This is a genomic window from Aromatoleum sp. (assembly GCF_032027225.1).
In the GTDB taxonomy this organism is placed as follows: domain Bacteria; phylum Pseudomonadota; class Gammaproteobacteria; order Burkholderiales; family Rhodocyclaceae; genus Aromatoleum.
Genome location: NZ_JAVSMM010000006.1, coordinates 189,589 through 209,342 on the forward strand (window position 1 = coordinate 189,589; position 19,754 = coordinate 209,342).

Below are 19,754 nucleotides of genomic sequence, written 5' to 3' on the forward strand. Positions count from 1 at the left end.
CTCATATGGGTTTGAAATACTCGAACGGCTCCAGGCAGCTCTGGCAGCGGTACAGCGCCTTGCACGCGGTGGCGCCGAACTGCGACAGGCGCACCGTGTCGGTCGAGCCGCAGCGCGGGCACGCGAGCTTCCGCGGCACGAAACGGATCGGCTGCGGGCCGGCCGGCGCATCGCCCTGCGGCGGCGCGATGCCGTAAGCGCGGAGCTTTTCCTTCGCCGGTTCGGTGATCCAGTCCGTCGTCCAGGCGGGCGCGAGGCGCGTCTCGACGGCCACCTCGCCCGCCCCGGCGGCGACCAGCGCGTCGCGGATGCTCTGCGAGATGACCTCGGTCGCCGGGCAGCCGGAATAGGTCGGCGTGACGACGACGTGGAGACCGCCTTCGCGCGCGTGCACTTCGCGCACAATGCCGAGTTCGGTCACCGAGATCACCGGGATCTCGGGGTCCGGCACCGCCGCGAGCACGTCCCACGCCTGCGCTTCGGTCAGCACGGCCGTGACGCCTACCACTGCGCGCCCGGATAGGTCCGCTGCAGGTACTGCATCTCGGTGAGCAGATGCCCGAAGTGCTCGCTGTGGCGGCCGAATTTGCCGTACGACTTGAACGGCGTGCGCGCCGGGACGGTCAGCGTCGCGGTGTTGAGCACCGCCACGACCTCGGCCTCCCACGCGTCTTCGAAGTCGCTCCAGGCCGGGCCCACGCCGGCCGCCGCGACCGCGCCGTCCGCGGGTGTCGCGTCGAAGAATTCCGTGGTGTAGGGCCACAGGTAGTCGAGCGCCGCCTGCATCCGCGCGTGCGATGCGTCGGTGCCGTCGCCGAGGCGCACGGCCCAGTCGCCGGCGTGCTGCGCGTGGTAGCGCGCTTCCTTCAGGCTCTTCGCCGCGATCGCCGCGAGTTCCGCGTCGGTCGATTCGGTGAGGCGCTGCCACAGCAGCTTCTGGAAGCTCGCGAAGAGGAAATTGCGCAGCATCGTGCGGCCGAAATCCTCGTTCGGCAGCTCGCACAGCGTCAGATTGCGGTACTGCGGCTCGGTGCGCAGGAACGCGAGTCCATCCTCGTCGCGGCCGCGGCCTTCGAGTCGGCCGGCGTGCGTCAGCAGCATCCGCGCCTGGCCGATGAGGTCGAGCGACATGTTCGCGAGCGCCATATCCTCTTCGAGGACCGGCGCGTGGCCGCACCACTCCGACAGGCGCTGGCCGAGGATCAGCGCGTTGTCGCCGAGGCGCAGCACGTATTCGATATGTTCCGGGGTCGGGGTCATTCTTCGTCTCCGTGGGACCCGAGGGTCGGGGCGTCGCGGTTACGGCCGGGCACGCAGCTCATGTGAGCGTTGCGCCTGCCTGTGCCCGCTGACTGCCGGCGGCCGCTGCGGGCCCTGCCTCACATGTGGTTCACTTCGTCCGGCAGCTGGTAGAACGTCGGATGCCGGTAGATCTTGTCCTCGGCCGGGTCGAACAGCTCCGGCTTCGCGTCGGGGTCCGACGCGACGATGTGGTCGGCCTGCACGACCCAGATGCTCACGCCTTCCTGCCGCCGCGTGTAGACGTCACGCGCGACCTGCAGCGCGAGCTTCGCGTCGGGCGCGTGCACGCTGCCGCAATGCTTGTGATCGAGCCCGTTGCGGCTGCGCACGAAGACTTCCCACAGCGGCCATTCCTTGCGTTCCATTTTTGTCTCCTCCAGTGCGGGACCGTCTTGCGCGGCCCCGTTCTCCAAACCTGTATCCGGGTCGGCCGTCGCGCCGAAGCGACGTCCGACGTTGCTGGCCCGTCACTTACGCCGCGTCGCGTTCGCGCGCCGCCCGCTTGCGTTCGTGTTCCAGCGCCGCTTCGCGCACCCACTCGCCGTCGTCCCATGCCTTCACGCGCGCTGCGAGACGGTCGACGTTGCCCTGACCGTAGCCATTGACGACGTTCCAGAACTCGTCCCAGTCGATCGCGCCGAAGTCGTAGTGGCCGCGCTCCTCGTTCCATTTCAGCTCCGCGTCGGGCAGCGTGACGCCGAGGACTTTCGCCTGTTCGACGGTCGCGTCGACGAATTTCTGCCGCAGGTCGTCGTTCGAGATGCGCTTGATGCCCCAGCGCGCGCTCTGCGCCGAATGCGTCGAGTCCTTGTCGTGCGGGCCGAACATCATGATCGACGGCCACCACCAGCGATTCACCGCGTCCTGCACCATCTCGCGCTGCTCATCGGTGCCCTTCATCATCGTCAGCAGCAGGTCGTAGCCCTGGCGCTGGTGGAAGGACTCTTCCTTGCAGATGCGCACCATCGCCCGCGCGTACGGCCCGTAGCTGCACTTGCACAGCGGGATCTGGTTCATGATCGCGGCGCCGTCGACGAGCCAGCCGATGACGCCGATGTCCGCCCAGGTCAGCGTCGGGTAGTTGAAGATCGAGCTGTACTTGGCCTTGCCGGTGTGCAACGCGTCGAGCAGCTCGTCGCGCGACACGCCGAGCGTCTCGGCCGCGGCGTACAGGTACAGCCCGTGGCCGCCCTCGTCCTGCACCTTCGCGAGCAGGATCGCCTTGCGCTTCAGTGTCGGCGCGCGCGTGATCCAGTTGCCCTCGGGCAGCATGCCGACGATTTCGGAATGCGCGTGCTGGCTGATCTGGCGGATCAGCGTCTTGCGGTAGGACTCGGGCATCCAGTCCTTCGCCTCGATGTAGCCGCCCGCGTCGATCTTCGCGTCGAACTCGGCCTGGTAGGCGGGGTTCTCGAGCGTGCGCGGCCCTTTCGGCTCGGCGTTCTGCTGCGGGATGTCCAATGCTTGCGTGTACATGTGCTGACTCCTCGTCTCTCACTCTTTCGGCCGGCGGTCGATGACACGCCGGGCCTTGCCGACCGTCACGCGCTCGATCGTGAACGGCTCGCCAACGACGACTTTCGCCGACACGCCGATGAAAGTCTTGATGCGATGCGCGAGCTCGCCGCCGATCGCCTCCTTCTGCTCGGAGTGGCGGCCGACGACCGCATCGGGGTCGAGCTCGACTTTCACCGTCAGCGTGTCCATGTGGCCCTGCTTGTCGACCTCGAGTACGTATTGCGGCGCGAGCTGCGGCATGTGGCAGATCAGCTCCTCGATCTGCGTCGGGAAGAGGTTTACGCCGCGGATGATCAGCATGTCGTCCGAGCGTCCGGTGATCTTCGCCATGCGCCGCATGCTGCGCGAAGTCGGCGGCAACAGCCGCGTCAGGTCGCGCGTGCGGTAACGCACGACCGGCATCGCCTCCTTCGTCAGCGTCGTGAAGACGAGCTCGCCTTCCTCGCCGTCGGGCAGCACTTCGCCGGTCACCGGGTCGATGATCTCGGGGTAGAAGTGGTCTTCCCAGACGACCGGGCCGTCCTTCGACTCGACGCACTCGCTCGCGACGCCGGGGCCCATCACTTCGGACAAGCCGTAGATATCGACCGCTTCGAGCCCGGCGCGCGCCTCCATCGCCTCGCGCATCCCCTGCGTCCAGGGCTCGGCACCGAAGATGCCGACTTTCAGCGACGTCGCCTTCGGATCGATCCCCATGCGCTCCATCTCGTCGAGGATCGTCAGCATGTACGACGGCGTCACCATGATGATGTCGGGCTTGAAGTCCTGGATCAGCTGGATCTGCTTCTCGGTCTGTCCGCCGGACATCGGCACGACGGTGCAGCCGAGCCGCTCGGCGCCGTAATGCGCGCCGAGTCCGCCGGTGAAGAGACCGTAGCCGTACGCGATATGCACCATGTCGCCGGCCCGCCCGCCGGCGGCGCGGATCGAGCGCGCGACGAGGCCGGCCCACGTGTCGATGTCCTTCAGCGTGTAGCCGACGACGGTCGGCTTGCCGGTCGTGCCCGACGACGCGTGCACGCGCGCGAGTTGCCGGCGCGGCACCGCGAACATCCCGAACGGGTAGTTGTCGCGCAGGTCCGATTTGGCGGTGAAGGGGAACTTCGCGAGGTCCGCGAGGGTTTTCAGGTCCTCCGGATGCACGCCCTTCGCGTCGAAGGCCTTGCGGTAATGCGGGACGTTCTCGTACGCGTGCTGCAGGCTCCATTTGAGCCGCTCGAGCTGCAGCGCGCGCAGTTCGTCACGGCCGGCGGTCTCGATCGCTTCGAGTTCGCCGGGCGACGGATTCTTGACGGGCATGGTGTCTCCTCCACCTCGTTGTCTCACCCTGCGCGGATTTCGTCCCGGAGCGGAAGTCCTGCCGCCCGGAGGCGGCGTCGCTCTCGTCGATCCGCGTCAGGATCGGTTCACTTCACAGTTCGACCACTGCGCGGCCCTTGAGCCGGTACGACTTGCCGCGCATCACCGCGACGAGTTCCTCGCGCTGATTGACGACGGTCACGTCATAAAGGCCGGTGCGCCCGGCGACGAACACTTCCTTCGCCTCGGCCGTCAGCACGTCGGCGGGACGTCCGGGCGCCATGAAGTCGACGCTGAGGCCCGATGCGACGGTCTGCTCGTTGTGGCTGTTGCACGCGTACGCGAACGCCGAATCCGCGAGTACCGTGATGTAGCCGCCGTGGCAGATGCCGAAGCCGTTCAGCATTTCGTCGCGCACCGTCATGCGCAGCTTCGCGTAGCCGGGGGCCACCGCGTCGAAGCGGATGCCGAGCGAACGCACCGTGCGGTCGTTCTCGGACATGCCGTCGCGCACGTGTTCGGCGAGGCGCTGGGGGTCGAGGCCGTTCGTCATGTCTCGGTAGGCGGCCTCGGTCATCGCCGGCCTCCGGCGCGCCTATCCATTGCGATGGGTCGCATCTCAGTCCCCCTTGAAGCGCGGCGCGCGCTTCTCGATGAACGCCGCGACGCCTTCGCGGTAGTCGTTCGACCGGCCGCACACCGACATCAGGTCGCGCTCGAGGTCGAGCTGCGCCTCGAAGTCGTTCGTCGAGCTCGCCCAGATCGCCTGCTTCGTCTTCGCGTAGCCGAAGGTCGGACCGGCCGCGAGCGCCGCGGCGACGCCCTGCACCGTCGGCATCAACGCCTCGTCATCGACGCATTTCCAGATCAGGCCCCAGGCTTCGGCCTGCTCGGCGGGAAGCTTCTCGCCGAGCAGCGCCATGCCGAGCGCGCGCGCCGGACCGACGAGCCGCGGCAGGATCCAGCTGCCGCCGGTGTCGGGCACGACGCCGAGCTTGCTGAAGGACTGGATGAAGCTCGCCGAACGCGCGGCGAAGACCAGGTCGCAGGCGAGCGCGAGGCTCGCGCCCGCACCGGCGGCGACGCCGTTGACCGCCGCGATCACCGGCAGCTCGAGACTGCGGATCGCCAGCACCAGCGGCTTGTAGTTCTTCTCGACCGATTCGCCGAGATCGACCGGCGCCTCGCCCGGAGCGACGGCCCGGTCGGACAGGTCCTGCCCGGCGCAGAAGCCGCGACCCGCACCGGTGAGGACCAGCACGCGCACCGCGCCTGTCCCCCGCCCCTTCCTCACGACGGCGAGCGCCGCACGCACTTCCTCGTGCATCTGTTTCGTGAAGCTGTTGAGCCGCTCCGGCCGGTTCAGCGTCAGCGTCGCGACGCCGTCAGCCACGTCCAGACGGACCGTTTCGCCCTGCATGTCAAGCTCGCTGCTCATTCAGGTCTCCTTGTTGGTCGTGCAGGTCGGCCGGTCCTGACGCCGATCGCCGCCGCGGTGGCGATGTCGAAAGGCTTATACGTTTTAGCTTGATTTGACCGACCGGTCAATCAATAGTAATCTTGATCCAGATCAAAAAACAACTGATTTCTGCTTGACGATTTGTTTCAGCTGAACACCGCCGCCGGCAGCGCCCGCAGAGGCTCGGCGGCTTGCCCGACCACGACGCGAGGAGACAACCCGATGACGCACCCGCTGTTCGAAAAGCACCAGGCAACGCTCGACGCCGCCGTCCACGCCATCCGCACGCGCGGCTACTGGACGCCGTTTCCGGAAATGCCGAGCCCGAAGGTCTACGGCGAGACCGCCGCCGAAGATGGCAAACGCGCCGTTGAAGCGTACTTCGGCAACGAATTCGCGCTCGACCAGCCCGGTCAGAGCGGCTGGCTCGCGCCCGAACAATCGCCGTACGGCATCGAACTCGGCGTCCGCTACCCCGTCTGCGATCCGGCGTCGCTCATCGCCGCGGCCGCCGCGGCGCAGTCGGGCTGGCAACGCATCGGGCCGCAAGGGCGGGTCGGCGTGTGCCTCGAAATCCTCGAGCGGCTAAACCGGCGCAGCTTCGAGATTGCGCACGCCGTGATGCTGACGACCGGCCAGGGCTGGATGATGGCGTTCCAGGCCGGCGGCCCGCACGCGCAGGACCGCGGCCTCGAAGCGGTGGCGTACGCATGGGACGAGATGAGCCGCGTGCCCGCCGAAGCGGTGTGGGAGAAGCCGCAAGGCAAGAACCCCCCGTTGGCGATGAAGAAGCAGTTCGAGATCGTCGGCCGCGGCGTCGCGCTCGTGATCGGCTGCGGCACCTTCCCGACCTGGAACACCTATCCGGGCCTCTTCGCCGCGCTCGCGACCGGCAACCCGGTCATCGTCAAGCCGCACGGCAACGCGGTGCTGCCCGCAGCAATCACCGTGCGCGTGATCCGCGAAGTGCTCGCCGAACAGGGCCTCGACCCGAACCTCGTGAGCCTCGCGGTCGTCGCCAAGCGCGAGGACACGCAGGCGCTCGCGCTCGATCCGCGCGTGAAGTCGATCGACTTCACCGGCGGCAACGTGTTCGGACAGTGGCTGATCGACAACGCGCGGCAGGCGCAGGTGTACGCCGAACTCGCCGGCGTGAACAACGTCGTCGTCGAGTCGACCGACCAGTACAAGGCGATGCTGCGCAACCTCGCCTTCACGCTGTGCCTGTATTCCGGCCAGATGTGCACGACGACGCAGGCGATCCTCGTGCCGGCGGGCGGCATCGACACCGACCAGGGCCACAAGAGCTTCGATGAAGTCGCGGCCGACCTCGCCGCCGCGGTCGAGAAGACGCTCGCCGACCCGGCCGTCGCGGTCGCGGTGCTCGGCGCGATCCAGTCCGAGGACACGCTCGGGCGGATTCGCGAGGCCGGCGAATACGGCGACGTCGTGCTCGCGTCGAAAAAACTCGACCACCCGGAATTCCCGAATGCCGAAGTCCACACGCCGGTGCTACTGACCTGCGACGCGGCCGACGAGAAGCGGTACATGGTCGAGCGCTTCGGACCGATCTCGTTCGTCGTTCGCGTCGCCGACGGCGAGGCCGCGGTCGCGCTGTCCGAACGCATCGTGCGTGACCACGGAGCGCTCACGGTCGGCGTCTATTCGACTAAACCTGAAGTCCTCGACGCGATGACCGAAGCGACGATGCGCGCCGGCGTCGCGCTGTCGATGAACCTGACCGGGGCTGTCTTCGTCAACCAGTCGGCAGCCTTCTCCGACTATCATGGGGTCGGCATGAACCCGGCGGCGAACGCGAGCTACAGCGACAGCGCGTTCGTCGCGAACCGCTTCCGCGTCGTCCAGCGTCGTCAGCACATCGTCTGATTCGCGCTCGGCCGGGAGATCGGGGCGCCGCGCGCGCCCCTTTTTCATTTGCGCGCGTCGCGGCGCAACCCAGAACACACGCATGCTCAATATCGGCACTCACCTCACACTCTCGACCTCACTCGAAACGATCGGCGCGGCCTTCGCGATCTTCGAAATGCCACTGGATTCGCCCTCGCAAGCCATCCTGATCAGCGCGAACTCGGCGTTCGAAGAAATCAGCGGCCGCGCGGTGGCGGTCTGCATCGAACGCCCGCTGACGGAGTTCCTGCCCCGCTATATCGAGAAGGCGCTGCGGGAATGCCTCACGGCCTGCCTCGCCCAGCAGGAGCCGCAGGAAATCGAGATCGTCGTCGAGCGCTCGGGCACCAGCGGCTGGTGGCGCCTCGTCGCGTCGCCGCTCAAGCCGGCGGCCGCCGAGCGGCAGCGCGTCATCGCGACGCTGATCGAAATCACCGAACGCAAGCTGCTCGAGCAGCAGCTCGAGGTCGCGCGCCAGCGCTTCGAAGCGGTCGTCGAGAACGGTTACGACGCGGTGATCACCGTCGATGAGCAGCAATCGATCAAGCTGATGAACGAGGCGGCGCGCTACCTTTTCGGCGTCACCGGCGAGGACGTCATCGGTACGCCGCTGTCGCGCTTCATCCCGGCGCGGTTCCACGGCAAGCACACCGAATACATGACGTCGTTCCGCGACTCGCCGCTGAGTTCGCGCCCGATGGAGTCGCGCAGCGCGGTGCGCGGGTTGCGGACCGACGGGACCGAATTCCCGATCGAGGTCTCGATCGCGAAGATCCGTGTCGGCAACCACATCGAGATGACGGCAGTGATCCGCGACATCTCGGAGCGCGCGCGGCTGATCGACGAGTTGTCGCGCGCCGCGACGCACGACGCGCTGACGGGTATCTTCAACCGCCGGCTCGCGGATTCGGCGCTGAAAAGCGAAATCAGCCGCAGCCTGCGCTTCAACCACGCGATGACGGTCGCGCTGTTCGACCTCGACCGCTTCAAGCAGATCAACGACAGCTTCGGGCACGCGTGCGGCGACCGGGTGCTGCAGGCGGTCGCGAAGAAAGTCGCGGCGGGACTGCGCGAGATCGACGTCTTCTGCCGCTGGGGGGGCGAGGAGTTCCTCGTCGTCCTGCCCGAGACGACCCTCGACAATGCGACGATCTGGGCCGAGCGCACGCGCGCGATGATCGCAGCCGAACCGGTCGTCGGCCCGGGCGACGAGCGGATCGAGGTGACGGCGAGCTTCGGTCTCGCGACCCTGCAGCGCAGCGCGCCGGAGGCCGACGACCTGATCACCCGTGCCGATCATGCGCTCTACCGCGCGAAACAGAACGGCCGCAACCTCGTCGTGCGCGCCTGAGTCCCCGAACGAGATCCCGCCCATGTCCTGCTACGAAATCGACGGGCTGAGACCCGTCGTCCATCCGACCGCCTTCGTGCACCCGGACGCGGTGCTGATCGGCGACGTGCACGTCGGCCCGCGCTGCTACGTCGCGCCGCTCGCGAGCCTGCGCGGCGACTTCGGCCGCATCGTGCTCGAGGCGGGCTCGAACCTGCAGGACAACTGCGTGATGCACGGCTTTCCGAACATGGACACGGTCGTCGGCGAGGACGGCCATATCGGCCACGCCGCGGTGCTGCACGGCTGCCGCATCGGGCGCAACGCGCTCGTCGGCATGAACGCGGTGGTGATGGACAGCGCGCTCGTCGGCGACTCCGCGGTCGTCGCCGCGTGCGCGTTCGTCAAGGCCGGCATGGAGATCCCGGCGCGGATGCTCGTCGCCGGAATGCCCGCGAAACTCGTGCGCGAACTAACGGCGCAGGAGCTCGAATGGAAAGTCGACGGCACACGTTGCTACCACGAGCTGACGGAGCGCAGCCTCGCGACGCTCAAGCGCTGCGAGCCGCTGACCGAAATCGAGGCGAACCGCCCGAGCTTCGACCTGCCAGCGGGCATCGTGCCGCTCGTCGCTCTGAAACGGGGCGCGTGAAGGGCCCGCTCCCGAATCGCCCCGCGCCGCGATGATGCCCGACCACGGAAACCTGACCGACGACCTGCCGCCCGCCGGCGACGCCGAAGCGTTCGACACGCTGTTCGCGAATCCGAGCCTGCGCATCGAGCGCATCGTGTCGCACGGCCACGCGAGCCCCGAAGGCTTCTGGTACGACCAGCCGCAGGACGAATGGGTCGTCGTCGTGCAGGGCGAAGCCGTGCTCGCGTTCGCCGACGGCGGACATCTCACGATGCTCAGCGGCGACTGGGTCGCGATTCCCGCGCACTGCCGGCATCGCGTCGAGTCGACCGGGATGAACACCGTGTGGCTCGCGGTGCACGCGTCGCCGAATCCCTGAGCTGTCCTGCACGTCGCCGCCTTCAACGGACGCGGAAGCGGGCCCCTCGCTAGTAGCCGCGGCCTAGATCGATCTTGCCGCCTACTGCTTCTCCATGTTCCAGGCTGCGAATCCTCTCGGCGATCTGGCCGATGCTGGCGGCAATCGTCGTCCGCGCCGCGATGTGCGGCGTGATGTCGATGCGCGGGTGGTGCCAGAACGGGTGATCCGGCGGCAGCGGCTCGTCGCGGAATGCGTCCAGCGACGCCCCGGAAAGCTGCCCGGCATCCAGCGCGGCGAGGAGGTCGGCCTCGACGAGATGGCCGCCGCGCGCGATGTTGACGATCCGCGCTCCGCGGGCGAGCCGGGCAAACAGGCGGCGGTCGAGGATGCCTTCCGTTTCCGCGGTCAGCGGCAGCAGATTCACGACGACCTCCAGACCCGCGAGGAAGCCGTCGAATTCGCGCTCGCCGGCGAAGCAGCGCACGCCTTCGACATGTTTCGCGCTGCGCGCCCAGCCGCGCACCGGAAAACCGAGCGCGACGAGCGCCCGCGCAACGTCCGAACCGAGCGCGCCCAGCCCCATCACGCCGACCGGAAAATGCGCGGCTTCCCGCGTCGGCAGCTGCGTCCATGCCGCCCGCTGCTGCTGGCGCGCGTATTCGTCGAAGGAGCGGAAGTGGCGCAATACCGCGTAGGCGGCGTAATGCACCATCTGCTCGCTCATTCCCGCGTCGTCGAGCTTGAACACCGGCACGTCCGGCGCCAGCATGGCGGGGTCGTCGCGCAGCAGCGCGAGCAGGGCATCGACGCCGGCGCCGAGATTGAAGACCGCTTTCAGCCCGCGCCGCCCGCGCAGCAATTCCGCCGGCGGTCGCCATGCCAGCACGTAGTCGGCCGGCGCGTCGTCGCCCGCCTGCCAGACGCGGCATCGCGCGTCCGGCAGCCGGCGAGCGAGTTCCGCCCGCCAGGGTTCGGGGTCTTCGCCGTGCATGTAGAAGAGAATGTCCATCCCGATCGTCTCCTGTATTCCGTCCGTTCAGCTTAGCGGCAAATTCGCGCGTGGCAGAGCGTTCGCGGACGCGGAAGATTTGCGGACCGGGTGAGCGGAGGTTTGGTGAACAGGGTTCGGAGAGCGTTTGGTGGGCACAGCTTCGTGGGCACGGTTGGGTGGGTGCGCGATTTGTCGGGCGGTTTGCAGAGACGGGCGATCGCCGGACCAGGCGTTCGACCCGGCGCGCCCGTCTCAGCTCGGTGCGCCGGCCGAACTTTACCTACGTTCGACATCTCGATCGGGAAGAAACCCGAGGGCGATCCGAAGCGATGCAAGACAGTTCGAACCACATGATCGACGCCCGGCGTTCCGCCGGTAGCGCGCGCACGGCCCTTCGTCTCACCGGATTCGGGCGAGCCACCCTTCGCCTGGCCGCAGCGATCGCGTTCGCAGCTGCGGCGCCGGCCCCCGCGGCCCCTCCGACCGTGACCCCGACGGTCGCCGTCGACGTCGGCCACACCCTCGCGGCTTCCGGCGCGCGGAGCGCACGCGGCCGGACCGAGTTCGAGTTCAACCGCGACCTCGCGTTGCGGGTTCTTTCGGCGCTCGAGCGCCTCGGCGTGACGACGCGCGTCGTCAATCTCGACGGTCGCATCGGGTCGCTGGCCGAGCGGCCGGCGCAGGTGCCCGACGCGGATTTCTTCCTGTCGATCCATCACGACTCGGTCAGCGAGTCGGAACTCGAATTCTGGGAGTGGGACGGACGGACCGAAAGCTACAGCGACCGCTGGGCCGGCCATTCGCTGTTCGTGTCACGGCGCAACTCGGACCCCGAGCGCAGCGCATTGTGCGCGAGCGCGATCGGCGCACGTTTGCAGCGCGCCGGCTTCGAGCCGACGCACAAGAACGGCCGCCGCCGCGACTACGCCGACCGCCGGCACGCGGTGCACTATTACGACGATCTGGTCGTGCTGTACCGCGCGCTGCAGCCCGCGGTGCTGTTCGAAGCCGGCGTGATCAAGCACCGCGATGAGGAACTGTTACTGCGCGACCCGCAGCGGCAGTCGCTGATGGCCGGCGAAATCGCGACCGGCATCGCCGCGTGCATGATGGCGGGCCGCTGAAGCGATGCGCAGCGCCCCGCGCACCCGCGGGGACGACAAGCGCGCACGTGGATTCGAGAAGGACCTGCCCGGTCGCGCTCAACGAGGACAGCGGCGCGCGCCCCGTGGAGCGCACCTCCGGCTGCGACGCTCCAAAGGTTTCCAGGGGGGGCACCTACGAACAACGGAAGCACGGACGAGCCTCCGAGCGTGCTTCCCGCGAAAGCTCAGACGAGTCTCTGCCCGTGCTCCCGGGTCGCGTGGAAGCCGACTTTCGGCCACTTCTCCATCGTCACCTCGAGGTTGTAGCGGCTCGTCGCGAGATAGACCGGGTTGCCGTCGACGTCCTTGCCGACGCGGAACCCCTGCTCGCGCTCGAAGTTGCGGCGCGTGATCTCGTCCGGGAAGGTCAGCCAGCGGGCGGTGTGGATGTCGGCGGATTCGAAGATCGCGTCGACCTTGTACTCGTCCTTCAGGCGCTGCGCGACGACTTCGAACTGCAGCTGGCCGACCGCGCCGAGCAGCATGTTGCCGCCTTCCTGCTCGAACACCTGAATCGCGCCTTCCTCGCCGAGTTCCTGCAGGCCTTTCTGCAGTTGCTTCGACTTCAGCGGGTCGCGCAGCCGCGCGGCACTGAAGAGTTCGGGCGAGAAATACGGGATGCCCTTGTAGCCGAGCGACTCGCCTTCGGTCAGCGTGTCGCCGATGTGCAGCTGGCCGTGGTTGTGTATGCCGATGATGTCGCCGGCGACGCCGTCTTCCTTCAGCACGCGCTCGTTCGCCATGAAGGTCAGCGCATTCGCGAGCTTCATCTCGCGCCCCATGCGCACGTGCTTCACCTTCATCCCCGAGCTGTAGCGCCCGGAGCAGATGCGGAAGAAGGCGATGCGGTCGCGGTGCTTGGGATCCATGTTGGCCTGGATCTTGAACACAAAACCCGAGAACGGCGCTTCGGCCGGCATCACGAGGCGCTCGTCCGCCGCCGCATTGACCCCTGCCGCATTGACGCCAGCGATTCGCGGCTGCGGCGGCGGCGCCCAGTCGAGCAGCGCCTGCAGGATCTCCTGCACGCCGAAGTTGTTGATGCCGGAGCCGAAGAACACCGGCGTCTGGCGGCCGGCGAGGAAGTCGCCGATCGAGAACGGGTGTGACGCGCCCTGGATCAGTTCGACGTCGTCGCGCAGCTTGCCGACTTCGAGCGGGAACAGCGCGTCGAGTTGCGCGTTCGCGACGCCGGAGATGACTTCGGCCTCGCTGCGCTTCTCCTCGCCGGGCGTGAAGCGCAGCACGCGGTCTTCGAGCAGGTGATAGACGCCGCGGAAGGTCTTGCCCATGCCGATCGGCCACGTGATCGGCGCGCAGTCGATCTTCAGCACTTCCTCGATCTCGGACAGCAGATCGAAGGGGTCGCGCACCTCGCGGTCCATCTTATTGATGAAGGTGATGATCGGCGTATTGCGCAGCCGACACACTTCGAGGAGCTTGATCGTCTGCGTCTCGACGCCCTTCGCGGCGTCGATGACCATCACCGCGGCGTCGACCGCGGTCAGTACGCGGTAAGTGTCTTCGGAGAAGTCCTGGTGGCCCGGCGTGTCGAGCAGGTTGATGGTGTGCCCAGCGTAGTCGAACTGCATCACCGAGCTGCTCACCGAGATGCCGCGCTGCTTCTCGACTTCCATCCAGTCGGAGGTCGCGTGCCGCGCGCTCTTCCTCGCCTTCACCGTGCCGGCGAGCTGGATCGCGCCGCCGAACAGCAGCAGCTTTTCGGTCAGCGTCGTCTTGCCGGCGTCGGGGTGGGAGATGATGCCGAAGGTGCGGCGGCGTTCGACGTCGCGCAGCAGTTCGGGCGGGAAAGGGGTGTCGGGGGAAGTGTCGGACATCGTCGGATCGCAAAAAACAAAGCCGCCGGGCCGAACGGCAGGGCGGGGCAAGGCGAATTCTATCAACTAACTACCGGGCGGCCGCGGGAGAATCCGGGGCGGCCGCGGCGCTCGCGGGAAAATCTGCGATGATGCGGGCCGTCCGAAACCACACCACGCCATCATGCCGAAAACCGCGCCCACGCTGCGCCAGCGCAAGATCTTCGCCCTCACCCGCATCCTCGGCGGCCTCGTCGCGGCGGGCTACCTCGGCTACGTCGTGCTCGCGAACCTCGCTGCCGGCTTGCCGTTCGAAGGGACGCTGGTGTTCACCGCGCTGGTCGCGGCGGCCGGCTTCGGGTACGCCGCGTGGTACCTGCGCGACCTCTCGGCGGTCGCGCGCGAGGAACGCGAACAGGGCGGCGACGGCAAATAGACCGTCAGACGGTCGTCGACGGCGGGCGAATGTTGAGCTGCCATGCCGACCGGGCCGCTCTCGGCGCGCCCGGGCGAGGGCCCGGACGCGCCGTCACGATCAGCCCCGCCCGGACGCTTTCTCCGGAACGTAGGCCTCGTGCAGGCCGACCGGCTTCGCGGCGTGCTTGCGAATTCGGATGTTGAGCATCTCGACGACGACCGAGAACGCCATCGCGAAGTAGATGTAGCCCTTCGGCACGTGGTGGCCGAAGCCTTCGGCGATCAGCACGACGCCGACGACCATCAGGAACGACAGCGCGAGCATCTTGACCGTCGGGTGACGCGACACGAACTCGCCGATCGGGGCCGACGCGACCATCATCAGCGCGACCGACGCGACGACCGCGGCGACCATCACCGCAAGGTTATTGACCATGCCGATCGCGGTGATGATCGAATCCAGCGAGAACACGAGGTCGATCACGACGATCTGCATGATCACCGCGGTGAAGGTCGCCTTGACGGTCGAGGACGCCTCGCCTTCCTCGCCTTCGAGCAGCTGGTGGATTTCGCCGGTGCTCTTCCACACGAGGAACAGGCCGCCGAACAGCAGGATGATCTCGCGCGCCGAAAACTCCTCGCCCATGAGTTCGAACAGCGTCGTGTTCAGCCCGGCAAGCCACGCGAGGATCGACAGCAGCGCAAGTCGCATGAACATCGCGAGAAACAGGCCGAGCCGGCGGGCGAACGGGCGCCGCTCGGGCGGCAGCTTGTCCACGAGGATCGAGATGAAGATGATGTTGTCGATCCCCAGCACGAGCTCGAGTGCGGTCAAGGTCAGGAAGGCGACGATCAGTTGCGGGTCGGTCAGGAATTCGAGCATGGTGTGCGCGAGAAATGAGGGTCCGCCTATATAACATGGGCCCCTAAAAAACCGAACCGCGGGCCCCTTCCGGGCGCCCGCGGTTCATTACCGGGCGCGACCGCGATTCAGCGTCGGCGTTTGCCGACCTGGTCACCGATGACGCCGCCGACTGCTGCACCGCCGACCGTGCCGAGCACGCCGCCATCGGTGGCGACCGCTCCTGCGGCCCCGCCGACGCCGGCGCCGATCACGGCACTTTTTTCGCGCGACGACATCCCGTCCCAGGTCGCGCAACCGCCGACCGCGACGGCCAGCACGAGAGCCGAAATACAAGTCCTGATGTTCATGACGACCTCCTCGCCCGCCGGAGACCGCTCGCGTGCGAACGCGAACATTCGCGGGCACAGAAGTCCGACGGCGGCGAGGAGGAGGATGTTCCACGACACCCACCGGACAGGTAACGAAGTTTGTCGCATCGCGAGCCGGAGGAAGCGCGTTTGTCCACGTCCCTGCGGGGGAAGTGCCGAAGCCGGCCGCGCGCCCTCTACACACCTGCTTACACTGCGCCGCCCGGCGACCGCGCAGGCCGTCGGTAGGCGCTCGGATGTTCGCTTCCGCTCAAAGGCGTCTGCGCGGACCGTGGCGGCATTGCGCGGGCGCCGGAAGTACCCCGTTCGATGTAGGGAACGGTTATCCTTCGCGGCGTTTTCCAGTACCGGCCTTCACGGGAAGGTTATTCCGATGAACTTTCGCCCGATTCGCAGCCTCGGCGGCCTTTTTGCCGCGCTCGCCGTGTCCTGTGCGGGCGCAGCGGGCGGCGAACTGCCGTATTTCGAGGATCTGCCGCAGGTGCTGACCGCGTCGCGCCTGCCGCAGCCGCTGCACGAAGCGCCTGGCGCGGTGACGGTGATCGACCGCGAAACGATCCTCGCGACCGGCTACCGCGACCTCGCCCGCGTGTTCCGGCTCGTCCCGGGCATGCAGGTCGGGCAGGAGCGTGGCCATGCGCAGTGGGTGACCTATCACGGCCTGTCGAACGACAATCCGACCGAGATGCAGGTCTTGATCGACGGCCGCTCGGTGATCACCGCGAGCGCGTTCGGCGGCGTCGACTGGAGCGCGCTGCCGCTGACGCTCGACGAGATCGACCGCATCGAGATCGTCCGCGGCACCAACGCGAGCAGCTTCGGCGCGAACGCCTTCCTCGGCGTCATCAACATCATCACGCGCCACAGCAGCGCAGGCGCGCGGGAGAGCGCGCTCGTACGCACGGGGACTTCCGGCGTGCGCGACGCGGTCGCGAGTTGGAGCGGCGGCGGTGAAAATCTGTCGCTGCGGATCAGCGCGGCAAGCCAGCGGGACGATGGCTTCGACGATCTCAACGACCGCCGCCGCATCGCGAAGGCGAGCGTGCGCAGCGACTGGCAGCCTTCGCCTCAGGACTCGCTGCTACTGCGCGCGGCCGCGACGACGGGGCGGCGCGGCGAGGGGTATCCGGACTCGATGTTCGGCAACAACGCTCCGCGCGACACCGACACCGACGCCCACACCTTGCACCTGCAATGGCGGCATAGTCCGGGCGCGGGCGAAGAGTGGCTGGTGAACTACTACCGCAACCACGAGCGCATCACCGACGAATGGGTCTCGAGCGCGCCTCCGCTCTTTCCAGTGGTGCCGCTCGACCGCAGCCGCGAAAGCGAGCGCGACGACATCGAACTGCAGCACCGCAGCACGCCATCGCCGACGCTGCAGCTGGTATGGGGCGGCGAAGCGCGGCGCGATCGCGTCGACTCGCCCTTCCTGGTCTTCTCCGGGAATCCGCATCCGCAATATCTCTACCGGCTGTTCGGTAACGTCGAATGGCGCGTGCTCGCGCCGCTGACGCTGAACCTCGGCGGCGCGCACGAAAAGTACTCGGGCGAACCGGGCCGTTTCAGCCCGCGTGCGTTCGCGAACTGGCAGGCGACGCCGGACGACACGCTGCGCCTCGGGTATTCGCGCGCATGGCGACAGCGCATTCCGTTCGAACTCTTCGGCGATATCCGCGCCACGGACCCCGCGAGCGGCGCGGTTCTCGTGCGCCCGTTCCTGCCGAATCCGGACCTGCGGCAGACGCGCATCGACGCGGTCGAGCTCGGCTACTTCGGACGCTTCGAAACCTGGAGCACCACGCTCGACGTGCGGGCGTTCAACGAGGACATCCGCGACTTCATCGTGCGCGTGCCGCAAGCGGACCCGGATCCGGCGCCGCTCCTTTCGCCGAGCCGCTGCCCCCCGGGTCAATTGGGCCTCGGCTCGACCCGCTACGAAAATCTCGACCGCCCGTTGACTTTGCGCGGCATCGAGTACCAGCTCATCACGCGCCCCCGCCCCGGCACGGAGTTGCGCATCGCGCACAGCCTGATCGACCGTCGCTCCGGCGAGCGGGACATCGGCGACCGCAGCGCGCCCTACACGGCGAGCGTCAGCTGGCTGCAGGACTACGGCGGCGGCTGGACGAGCATGCTGAGCGTCCTGCGCAGCGGCCCGCTCGCCGGCGGAGACGGCTACGTACCCAGCTTCCGCTACGTCGCGCGGCCGTATACGACCGTCGATGTGAGCATCCGCTACGCAACCCGCCTCGGCGGCACTCCGCTGACCTTCGCCATCACCGCGCTCAACCTTGGCGACGAGCACCAGGAGATCGCCGACCGCACCGAGCAGGCGCTGCCCGCGCACCGGGAGCATCCGGCGAACTTGGCGACGCGCTCGGTTTACTTCACCGCGTCGGTCGCGCTCGACTGATGGCCCACGTCCTGCACCCGCACCCGTCGGCGCCCGCGCCCGCCTTGCGCGTGCTCGCGTCGGTCGCGACGGAGGCGGCGGACGGATTCGCGCTCCGCTACCGGGTCGAAGGCGAAGTCGCCCGCCTGCGCATTCCCGCGCGGCAGCCGCGCACGGCGAGGGACGGACTGTGGGCGCACACCTGCTTCGAACTCTTCGTCGGCGACGCCGGCACCGCGCGCTACCGCGAATTCAACTTCTCGCCATCGGGCGAATGGGCCGCCTATGACTTCCGCGGCTACCGCGAACGCGACACCGCGCAGGAGCTTGCCGCCGACGTCGAACCGCCGCGCATCGCGACGACATCCGGGGCGGCGTGGCTCGAAGTCGAAGCCTTCGTGCCCGCCCGCCGCCTGCCGCCCGTGACGAATCCCGCGCTGCGAATCGGCCTGACCGCCGTCATCGAGACCAACGATGGCAGCCTTTCGTACTGGGCGCTGCACCACCCCGGTGCGCGCCCGGATTTTCACGACCGCGACGCTTTCGTGCTGGCGCCCGGCAACGGAACCTTCCACCCTTCGGCCGCGAGGAAATCATGACCGCCGCTATCCAGTTCGGCCTCGACCGCCTGCTCGACGATGCCGCGCTGCGCCGCCCGCTCGCCGGACGCCGCGTCGCGCTGCTCGCCCACCCGGCCTCGGTGACCCGCGGCCTCGTGCATTCGCTCGACGCGCTCGCGGCGCTGCCCGACCTGCGGCTCACCGCGGCTTTCGGCCCGCAGCATGGGCTGCGCGGCGACAAGCAGGACAACATGGTCGAGTCGCCGGACTTCGACGACCCCGTCCACGGCGTCCCGGTGTTCAGCCTGTACGGCGACGTACGCCGGCCGACCGACGCGATGATGGACAGCTTCGACGTGCTGCTCGTCGATCTGCAGGACCTCGGCTGCCGCATCTACACTTTCATCACGACGCTGCGCTACGTGCTCGAAGCCGCCGCCGCACACGGCAAGGCGGTGTGGGTGCTCGACCGCCCGAACCCCGCCGGGCGCCCGATTGAAGGACTGCGCCTGCGGCCCGGCTGGGAGAGCTTCGTCGGCGCCGGCCCGTTGCCAATGCGCCATGGCCTGACGATGGGCGAGCTCGCACGCTGGTTCATCGCGACCCTGAAGCTCGATGTCGATTGCGAAGTCATCGCGATGCAAGGCTGGGAACCGGAGGCCGCGCCGGGCTACGGCTGGCCGCTCGGCGAGCGCAGCTGGATCAACCCGAGCCCGAACGCGCCGAACCTGTCGATGGCGCGCGCCTATGCCGGCACCGTGATGCTCGAGGGCACGACGCTGTCTGAAGGCCGCGGTACGACGCGCCCGCTCGAACTTTTCGGCGCGCCGGATCTCGACGCACACGCGCTGCTTGCCGCGATGCGTGCGCTCGCGCCCGACTGGCTGGGCGGCTGCGTGCTGCGCGAATGCTGGTTCGAGCCGACCTTCCACAAGCACGCCGGCAAGCTGTGCAGCGGCCTGCAGATCCACGTCGAGGACCCGGCGCATTACGGGCACGCCGCGTTCCGGCCGTGGCGGCTGCAGGCGCTCGCGTTCAAGGCGCTGCGCCTGCTGCGGCCCGATTACCCGCTGTGGCGCGACTTCGCGTACGAGTACGAGCACGACCGTCTCGCGATCGACCTGATCAACGGCAGCGAGCTGCTGCGGGAATGGGTCGACAATCCGGCCGCAACGCCGGCCGACCTCGACGCGCTCACGCAGCCGGACGAAACCGCGTGGCTGCAGGAGCGCGAACCTTTCCTGCTGTACCGCTGAGCACTTCGCGCGGCGGCGAGGACGCGGCGGCGCGGCAGGCACTCCAGGCATGACGCGCGATCGCCTACCGCGGCCGGCTGCATCGTTACCGGTTGTTGCGGCGATAACGGAAAGGCCTACAATCGGCGC

At 68.0% G+C, this 19,754-nt stretch carries 20 protein-coding genes; 9 read left to right on the top strand and 11 right to left on the bottom strand.

The features are described from left to right. Position 1: 1 nt before the first annotated feature. From paaD to paaG, 7 genes are all read right to left on the bottom strand, one after another. Complete coding sequence (paaD, locus tag ROZ37_RS09395; protein ID WP_312659064.1) at positions 2-490, bottom strand: 1,2-phenylacetyl-CoA epoxidase subunit PaaD; 489 nt, start codon at positions 488-490, stop codon at positions 2-4. Positions 491-501: 11 nt separating this feature from the next. Next, the gene (gene paaC / locus ROZ37_RS09400; protein ID WP_312659065.1) at positions 502-1,260 is read right to left on the bottom strand and encodes a 1,2-phenylacetyl-CoA epoxidase subunit PaaC; all 759 of its coding nucleotides are present in this window, start codon (positions 1,258-1,260) and stop codon (positions 502-504) included. 119 nt (positions 1,261-1,379) lie between these two features. Next, positions 1,380-1,667, bottom strand: a complete 288-nt coding sequence (gene paaB, locus ROZ37_RS09405; protein WP_018989543.1) for a 1,2-phenylacetyl-CoA epoxidase subunit PaaB — start codon at positions 1,665-1,667, stop codon at positions 1,380-1,382. Between the two features lie 106 nt (positions 1,668-1,773). Continuing rightward, positions 1,774-2,778, bottom strand: a complete 1,005-nt coding sequence (gene paaA, locus ROZ37_RS09410) for a 1,2-phenylacetyl-CoA epoxidase subunit PaaA (RefSeq protein ID WP_312659069.1) — start codon at positions 2,776-2,778, stop codon at positions 1,774-1,776. A gap of 18 nt (positions 2,779-2,796) precedes the next feature. Further along, the gene (gene paaK / locus ROZ37_RS09415; protein ID WP_312659070.1) at positions 2,797-4,119 is read right to left on the bottom strand and encodes a phenylacetate--CoA ligase PaaK; all 1,323 of its coding nucleotides are present in this window, start codon (positions 4,117-4,119) and stop codon (positions 2,797-2,799) included. A 112-nt stretch (positions 4,120-4,231) separates the two neighbouring features. Continuing rightward, the gene (gene paaI, locus ROZ37_RS09420; protein ID WP_312659071.1) at positions 4,232-4,696 is read right to left on the bottom strand and encodes a hydroxyphenylacetyl-CoA thioesterase PaaI; all 465 of its coding nucleotides are present in this window, start codon (positions 4,694-4,696) and stop codon (positions 4,232-4,234) included. A 42-nt stretch (positions 4,697-4,738) separates the two neighbouring features. Further along, positions 4,739-5,557, bottom strand: coding sequence for a 2-(1,2-epoxy-1,2-dihydrophenyl)acetyl-CoA isomerase PaaG (paaG, locus tag ROZ37_RS09425; RefSeq protein WP_312659072.1), 819 nt, complete (start codon positions 5,555-5,557; stop codon positions 4,739-4,741). A gap of 243 nt (positions 5,558-5,800) precedes the next feature. Here paaG and paaN point away from each other — a divergent pair, with 243 nt between their 5' ends. From paaN to ROZ37_RS09445, 4 genes are all read left to right on the top strand, one after another. Beyond that, positions 5,801-7,465, top strand: a complete 1,665-nt coding sequence (gene paaN, locus ROZ37_RS09430; RefSeq protein WP_312659073.1) for a phenylacetic acid degradation protein PaaN — start codon at positions 5,801-5,803, stop codon at positions 7,463-7,465. Between the two features lie 82 nt (positions 7,466-7,547). Then, positions 7,548-8,837, top strand: a complete 1,290-nt coding sequence (locus ROZ37_RS09435) for a diguanylate cyclase (protein WP_312659074.1) — start codon at positions 7,548-7,550, stop codon at positions 8,835-8,837. Positions 8,838-8,859: 22 nt separating this feature from the next. Further along, positions 8,860-9,468: a phenylacetic acid degradation protein PaaY gene (gene paaY, locus ROZ37_RS09440; RefSeq protein WP_312659075.1), complete on the top strand. Its 609-nt coding sequence runs from the start codon at positions 8,860-8,862 to the stop codon at positions 9,466-9,468. A gap of 34 nt (positions 9,469-9,502) precedes the next feature. Continuing rightward, positions 9,503-9,829 carry a cupin domain-containing protein gene (locus ROZ37_RS09445; RefSeq protein ID WP_312659096.1) on the top strand — a complete coding sequence of 109 codons (327 nt, stop codon included), beginning with the start codon at positions 9,503-9,505 and terminating at the stop codon, positions 9,827-9,829. Between the two features lie 49 nt (positions 9,830-9,878). Here ROZ37_RS09445 and ROZ37_RS09450 read toward each other — a convergent pair whose 3' ends face one another. Next, positions 9,879-10,820 carry a glyoxylate/hydroxypyruvate reductase A gene (locus ROZ37_RS09450; protein WP_312659076.1) on the bottom strand — a complete coding sequence of 314 codons (942 nt, stop codon included), beginning with the start codon at positions 10,818-10,820 and terminating at the stop codon, positions 9,879-9,881. Between the two features lie 467 nt (positions 10,821-11,287). On the opposite strand from ROZ37_RS09450, the gene ROZ37_RS09455 reads away from it, so the two are divergent. Then, a complete protein-coding gene (locus ROZ37_RS09455; protein ID WP_312659078.1) occupies positions 11,288-11,926 on the top strand; it encodes an N-acetylmuramoyl-L-alanine amidase in 639 nt (212 codons plus the stop codon). 206 nt (positions 11,927-12,132) lie between these two features. On the opposite strand, the gene ROZ37_RS09460 is transcribed toward ROZ37_RS09455, so the two are convergent. Beyond that, positions 12,133-13,785, bottom strand: coding sequence for a peptide chain release factor 3 (locus ROZ37_RS09460; RefSeq protein WP_312659079.1), 1,653 nt, complete (start codon positions 13,783-13,785; stop codon positions 12,133-12,135). Positions 13,786-13,948: 163 nt separating this feature from the next. Between ROZ37_RS09460 and ROZ37_RS09465 the strand changes: the two genes are divergently transcribed. Next, positions 13,949-14,200, top strand: a complete 252-nt coding sequence (locus ROZ37_RS09465; protein WP_312659080.1) for a hypothetical protein — start codon at positions 13,949-13,951, stop codon at positions 14,198-14,200. A 99-nt stretch (positions 14,201-14,299) separates the two neighbouring features. Here the strand turns inward: ROZ37_RS09465 and ROZ37_RS09470 are convergent, their stop codons facing one another. After that, positions 14,300-15,064, bottom strand: a complete 765-nt coding sequence (locus ROZ37_RS09470; protein WP_312659081.1) for a TerC family protein — start codon at positions 15,062-15,064, stop codon at positions 14,300-14,302. Between the two features lie 107 nt (positions 15,065-15,171). Next, entirely contained in the window at positions 15,172-15,393 is a 222-nt protein-coding gene (locus ROZ37_RS09475) for a glycine zipper 2TM domain-containing protein (protein ID WP_312659082.1), read from the bottom strand. Between the two features lie 394 nt (positions 15,394-15,787). Between ROZ37_RS09475 and ROZ37_RS09480 the strand changes: the two genes are divergently transcribed. The 3 genes from ROZ37_RS09480 to ROZ37_RS09490 are packed head-to-tail and all read left to right on the top strand — an operon-like array spanning position 15,788 to position 19,625. Continuing rightward, on the top strand, positions 15,788-17,830 hold the full coding sequence (locus tag ROZ37_RS09480) for a TonB-dependent receptor domain-containing protein (protein WP_312659083.1): 2,043 nt from the start codon (positions 15,788-15,790) through the stop codon (positions 17,828-17,830). Further along, on the top strand, positions 17,830-18,408 hold the full coding sequence (locus ROZ37_RS09485) for a DOMON-like domain-containing protein (protein ID WP_312659084.1): 579 nt from the start codon (positions 17,830-17,832) through the stop codon (positions 18,406-18,408). The genes ROZ37_RS09480 and ROZ37_RS09485 overlap by 1 nt, the downstream gene beginning before the upstream one ends. Continuing rightward, positions 18,405-19,625, top strand: coding sequence for a DUF1343 domain-containing protein (locus tag ROZ37_RS09490; RefSeq protein ID WP_312659085.1), 1,221 nt, complete (start codon positions 18,405-18,407; stop codon positions 19,623-19,625). The genes ROZ37_RS09485 and ROZ37_RS09490 overlap by 4 nt, the downstream gene beginning before the upstream one ends. Positions 19,626-19,754 lie beyond the last annotated feature (129 nt).

Excerpts from the sequence above, each read along its gene's own strand:
- ROZ37_RS09465 (WP_312659080.1), top strand. The coding sequence starts at position 13,949 with ATGCCGAAAACCGCGCCCACGCTGCGCCAGCGCAAGATCTTCGCCCTC.
- paaN (WP_312659073.1), top strand. The coding sequence starts at position 5,801 with ATGACGCACCCGCTGTTCGAAAAGCACCAGGCAACGCTCGACGCCGCC.
- ROZ37_RS09435 (WP_312659074.1), top strand. The coding sequence starts at position 7,548 with ATGCTCAATATCGGCACTCACCTCACACTCTCGACCTCACTCGAAACG.
- paaI (WP_312659071.1), bottom strand. The coding sequence starts at position 4,696 with ATGACCGAGGCCGCCTACCGAGACATGACGAACGGCCTCGACCCCCAG.
- ROZ37_RS09475 (WP_312659082.1), bottom strand. The coding sequence starts at position 15,393 with ATGAACATCAGGACTTGTATTTCGGCTCTCGTGCTGGCCGTCGCGGTC.
- ROZ37_RS09445 (WP_312659096.1), top strand. The coding sequence starts at position 9,503 with ATGCCCGACCACGGAAACCTGACCGACGACCTGCCGCCCGCCGGCGAC.
- paaK (WP_312659070.1), bottom strand. The coding sequence starts at position 4,119 with ATGCCCGTCAAGAATCCGTCGCCCGGCGAACTCGAAGCGATCGAGACC.
- paaY (WP_312659075.1), top strand. The coding sequence starts at position 8,860 with ATGTCCTGCTACGAAATCGACGGGCTGAGACCCGTCGTCCATCCGACC.
- paaB (WP_018989543.1), bottom strand. The coding sequence starts at position 1,667 with ATGGAACGCAAGGAATGGCCGCTGTGGGAAGTCTTCGTGCGCAGCCGC.
- ROZ37_RS09485 (WP_312659084.1), top strand. The coding sequence starts at position 17,830 with ATGGCCCACGTCCTGCACCCGCACCCGTCGGCGCCCGCGCCCGCCTTG.
- ROZ37_RS09470 (WP_312659081.1), bottom strand. The coding sequence starts at position 15,064 with ATGCTCGAATTCCTGACCGACCCGCAACTGATCGTCGCCTTCCTGACC.
- ROZ37_RS09450 (WP_312659076.1), bottom strand. The coding sequence starts at position 10,820 with ATGGACATTCTCTTCTACATGCACGGCGAAGACCCCGAACCCTGGCGG.
- ROZ37_RS09460 (WP_312659079.1), bottom strand. The coding sequence starts at position 13,785 with ATGTCCGACACTTCCCCCGACACCCCTTTCCCGCCCGAACTGCTGCGC.
- paaC (WP_312659065.1), bottom strand. The coding sequence starts at position 1,260 with ATGACCCCGACCCCGGAACATATCGAATACGTGCTGCGCCTCGGCGAC.
- ROZ37_RS09480 (WP_312659083.1), top strand. The coding sequence starts at position 15,788 with ATGAACTTTCGCCCGATTCGCAGCCTCGGCGGCCTTTTTGCCGCGCTC.
- paaA (WP_312659069.1), bottom strand. The coding sequence starts at position 2,778 with ATGTACACGCAAGCATTGGACATCCCGCAGCAGAACGCCGAGCCGAAA.
- paaG (WP_312659072.1), bottom strand. The coding sequence starts at position 5,557 with ATGAGCAGCGAGCTTGACATGCAGGGCGAAACGGTCCGTCTGGACGTG.
- ROZ37_RS09490 (WP_312659085.1), top strand. The coding sequence starts at position 18,405 with ATGACCGCCGCTATCCAGTTCGGCCTCGACCGCCTGCTCGACGATGCC.